At 59.6% G+C, this 3,560-nt stretch carries 4 protein-coding genes; 2 read left to right on the top strand and 2 right to left on the bottom strand.

The window, feature by feature from the left end; translation table 11 throughout:
* Positions 1–229: 229 nt before the first annotated feature.
* Positions 230–904: an alpha/beta hydrolase gene (locus tag EN969_RS21825; protein WP_013532163.1), complete on the top strand. Its 675-nt coding sequence runs from the start codon at positions 230–232 to the stop codon at positions 902–904.
* A 21-nt stretch (positions 905–925) separates the two neighbouring features.
* The gene (locus EN969_RS21820; RefSeq protein ID WP_063167807.1) at positions 926–1,576 is read left to right on the top strand and encodes an FMN-binding negative transcriptional regulator; all 651 of its coding nucleotides are present in this window, start codon (positions 926–928) and stop codon (positions 1,574–1,576) included.
* Positions 1,577–1,825: 249 nt separating this feature from the next.
* On the opposite strand, the gene EN969_RS21815 is transcribed toward EN969_RS21820, so the two are convergent.
* Entirely contained in the window at positions 1,826–2,926 is a 1,101-nt protein-coding gene (locus EN969_RS21815; protein WP_063167806.1) for an SEL1-like repeat protein, read from the bottom strand.
* A 67-nt stretch (positions 2,927–2,993) separates the two neighbouring features.
* Positions 2,994–3,560: phosphatase PAP2 family protein (locus tag EN969_RS21810; RefSeq protein ID WP_127419382.1), on the bottom strand; the 567-nt coding region annotated here is incomplete at its 5' end.

Genomic DNA, 3,560 nt, shown 5'->3' with positions numbered 1-3,560 from the left:
CGTCAAGTCCCGTCAGAAGCCATTCCGCCGTCGTATGGCGTTATTTCCTTGAAATTCCAAGGCGAGCCGTCCTATTTACGCGGCTTGCGGCGCGGGTGGCCGGGCTCGATGTCTTGCCACTCAGTTTTGAACAATTCTAAACTAGCTTCTAAGAAGACGCTCGCCCTGCGTCAAGGCCAGAGGAAACGTTCCAGGCACCGCGCATTCGTATTACCTAGTGGAGTATTTTATGCCTGAGGTCATTTTCACCGGTCCTGCCGGCCGCCTGGAGGGTCGCTACCAGCCTTCCAAGGAAAAGAGCGCGCCGATTGCCATCGTCCTGCACCCGCACCCGCAATTCGGCGGCACGATGAACAACAAGATCGTCTACGACCTCTTCTACATGTTCCAGAAGCGGGACTTCACCACGCTTCGCTTCAATTTCCGCGGCATCGGCCGCAGTCAGGGCGAATTCGACCACGGCACCGGCGAGTTGTCGGACGCTGCCGCGGCGCTGGATTGGGTGCAGTCGCTGCATCCCGATTCCAAGAGCTGCTGGGTCGCCGGCTACTCGTTCGGATCCTGGATCGGCATGCAGCTTCTGATGCGCCGGCCCGAGATCGAAGGCTTCATCTCGATCGCGCCGCAGCCCAACACCTATGATTTCTCGTTCCTGGCGCCCTGCCCGTCATCGGGCCTGATCATCCATGGCGATGCCGACAAGGTGGCGCCGCCGAAGGATGTGCAGGGCCTGGTCGACAAGCTGCACACGCAGAAGGGCATCACCATCACCCAAAAGACGTTGCCCGGCGCCAACCATTTCTTCTCCAACGATGCCGACCTGCTGCTCGAGGAATGCGCCGACTATCTCGACCGCCGGCTGGCCGGCGAATTGTCGGATCCGCGGCCGAAGCGGCTGAGATAAGCAAAGAAAGCAGGGACGGCGATGTACGAACCTCCTCATTTCAGGGAAACGCGGCCGGAAATCCTGCACGGGCTGATCCGGACGCATCCGCTGGGCCTGTTGATTTCCAACGGACCCGATGGGCCGGTCGCCAACGCCATCCCGTTCCTGCTCGACGCGGAAATCGGGCCGAACGGCAGGCTGCGCGCCCATCTGGCGCGGGCCAACCCGCAATGGCGCCTGTTGGCCGACAATCCGGCGTCAACCGTACTGATCGTCTTCCAGGGCAGCGATGCCTATGTGACGCCGTCCTGGTACGAGACCAAGCGCGAGACCGGCAAGGTGGTGCCGACCTGGAATTATGCCATCGTGCAGGTTCGCGGCACCGTCAAGGTGATGGATGATCAGGACTGGCTGGCGCAGCAGATCGCCGATCTGACCGTCTCCCAGGAAGGCGCCCGCGCCGCGCCCTGGGCGGTGACCGATGCGCCGGAGCCCTTCATCCAGTCGCAGATCAAGGGCATTATCGGGCTGGAAATCGAGATCAGCGAAATCCACGGCAAGTGGAAGGTCAGCCAGAACCGGCCGGTCGCCGATCGCGTCGGCGTTGCGCAAGGGCTCGAACACGAGGACCACCGGTCGCCCGACATGGCCGGATTGGTCAGATCCTATGGCGGCCTGGACGGCGTCTAGCTGAATTGGCGGAATGTAGCTTGGAGGTTGGTCATGACGACCAAGCGGGAATTTCAGAGCGACGCCTTTGAGGACCATAGCGCGGTCAGTGACATGGTTCGCGCTGGGACGATCAATAAGCAGACACTACGGTCTTTTGAGGTCTGTCGGTCCGGCCCATCACCGTTCGCGAAGGAAATTAAGGCGCGCCAATGAGCACTGATGAAGCCGAGCCTTGGTGAAGCCCAGCCCGGCCAAATAGAAATCGGGTCATTGCCCTGTAAAAACCTTATCTTTATTAAAATATTTGTCTATGTTGTAAATTGCATGAGCATTACCTTGTGCGGCGGCCCTTTTAAACCAATCATGAGCCACCTCTCGCTCGGACGGCACTCCAAGACCTTTAAGATAGGCTACTCCAAGAGTGTTTTGTGCTTCCGCGTTTCCTTGGTCCGCCGCCTTTGTCGTCCACTCGATCGCTTGCATGAAATCCTGCGGCAGTCCGTAGAATCCGCCGCCATAACTCTGGCCCAACTGTTCCTGAGCCGCAGCATTCCCGTTTGCTGCCGCTTTCTTCAGCCATTTCACGGCAGTGTCTTGGTTGGCGGTTACACCATGCCCAGTAAGGTACATGGCGGACAGCATCGTTTGTGCATACGCTGAGCCCTGCTCCGCGGCCAATAGGTACCATCTGGCCGCTTCAGAATAGCTCTGCGTTACGCCGTTCCCCTCGAAATACATGGCAGCAAGAGCCGCTTGAGAGTCCGCAAATCCACTCTCGGCGGAGAACGCAATCGACTTCAGCGCCTGTACCTTGTCGACTTCAATTCTCAGATTTGGCGGTGAACTGGGAGTTCCGCGTCCTGTCAAAAGCAATAGGCCAAGATTGTGATTGGCCAACACGTCGCCATGTTCCGCAGCCCGCCTGAACCACGCGATGGCTTCGGTGTAGTTCGTGGCGGTGAGTGTCCCCTCTAGGAAATTCACTCCCAAATTATATTCTGCGCGGCTGTAACCGCGCTCTGCGGCCTTCCTTGTCCAAAACAGAGATTTCTGCCGATCGAGTGTTACTCCTCGACCGGTTCCATAAAGATTGCCCAACCAAGTCTCCGCGTCGGGGTGCCCTTTCTCGGCCGCTTTTTGGAACCATTCGAAAGCCTTGACGAAATCCGCTTTAACTCCGAGTCCCAGCAGAAAAACGACGCCAAGCCGGTTCTGCGCGTCGGCCGACCCCGTTAGCGCAGCCGCCTGCAATTCCTGCAGGGTCATATGGTCGACCTGGACTTGCCCCTCCTTCGTGTCAACGAAGGGCGAGGCGTTCGCCATCTCTCCGCCAGCAACAAATGCCGCCAGCAGCGCTCCTACCACCATTCGCGATCGTCGTACCATTGTCCCGCCTTGCCGTCCGGTTATCGCAACGACTTTCCTACCCATGGCATCATCGGCCCGTCAAATTCCTTCTCGGCCCAATCAGCCAAAACGTCTTCTTGCGGACCGGCAAGCCCGAAGGCATCGGCCGGAAGATGAAGCCGAGCCGGGCAAAGACCAGCCCGCAGGCAAGCGCGAAACCGCAGCCAAGGCCGAAGCCGGCGACGGTGTCGCTGGGATAGTGCGCGCCAACGAAGATACGGGTCGAGGCGATGCAGGCGGTGATCGCCAGGGCGATGTACCAGCGCCGCGGAAACAACAGCAAAGCGACCCCGAACACCGCGCCCATTGTCGTACCATGGCCGGACGGAAAGCCGGCGAAGCGCGCATCGAAAGCGAAGGGGTGCAGGGTCAGCACGCCAAAGTCCTCGTAATAGAGCGGGCGAGCCCGGCCAATGGCATATTTCAGCACATTGACGGCGATCCCCGACAGGCCGGTGGCGCACAGCACCAGAAAAGCCAGGCAGGTCCAGTTGTAGAGGAGCATCAGCGAGCGCCGCGACAGGCTTCGCCAATCCGTCAGGTTCGCGGCGACAAGCAGAAGCTCTGCGGGAATGATATCCCAGCCTCCCATGCC

The sequence above is a fragment of the Mesorhizobium sp. M7A.F.Ca.CA.003.01.2.1 genome, assembly GCF_003998945.1.
Lineage (GTDB): Bacteria > Pseudomonadota > Alphaproteobacteria > Rhizobiales > Rhizobiaceae > Mesorhizobium > Mesorhizobium ciceri.
Note: the sequence above shows the minus strand (reverse complement) of the source record. Positions and strands in the feature narration are given on the sequence as shown.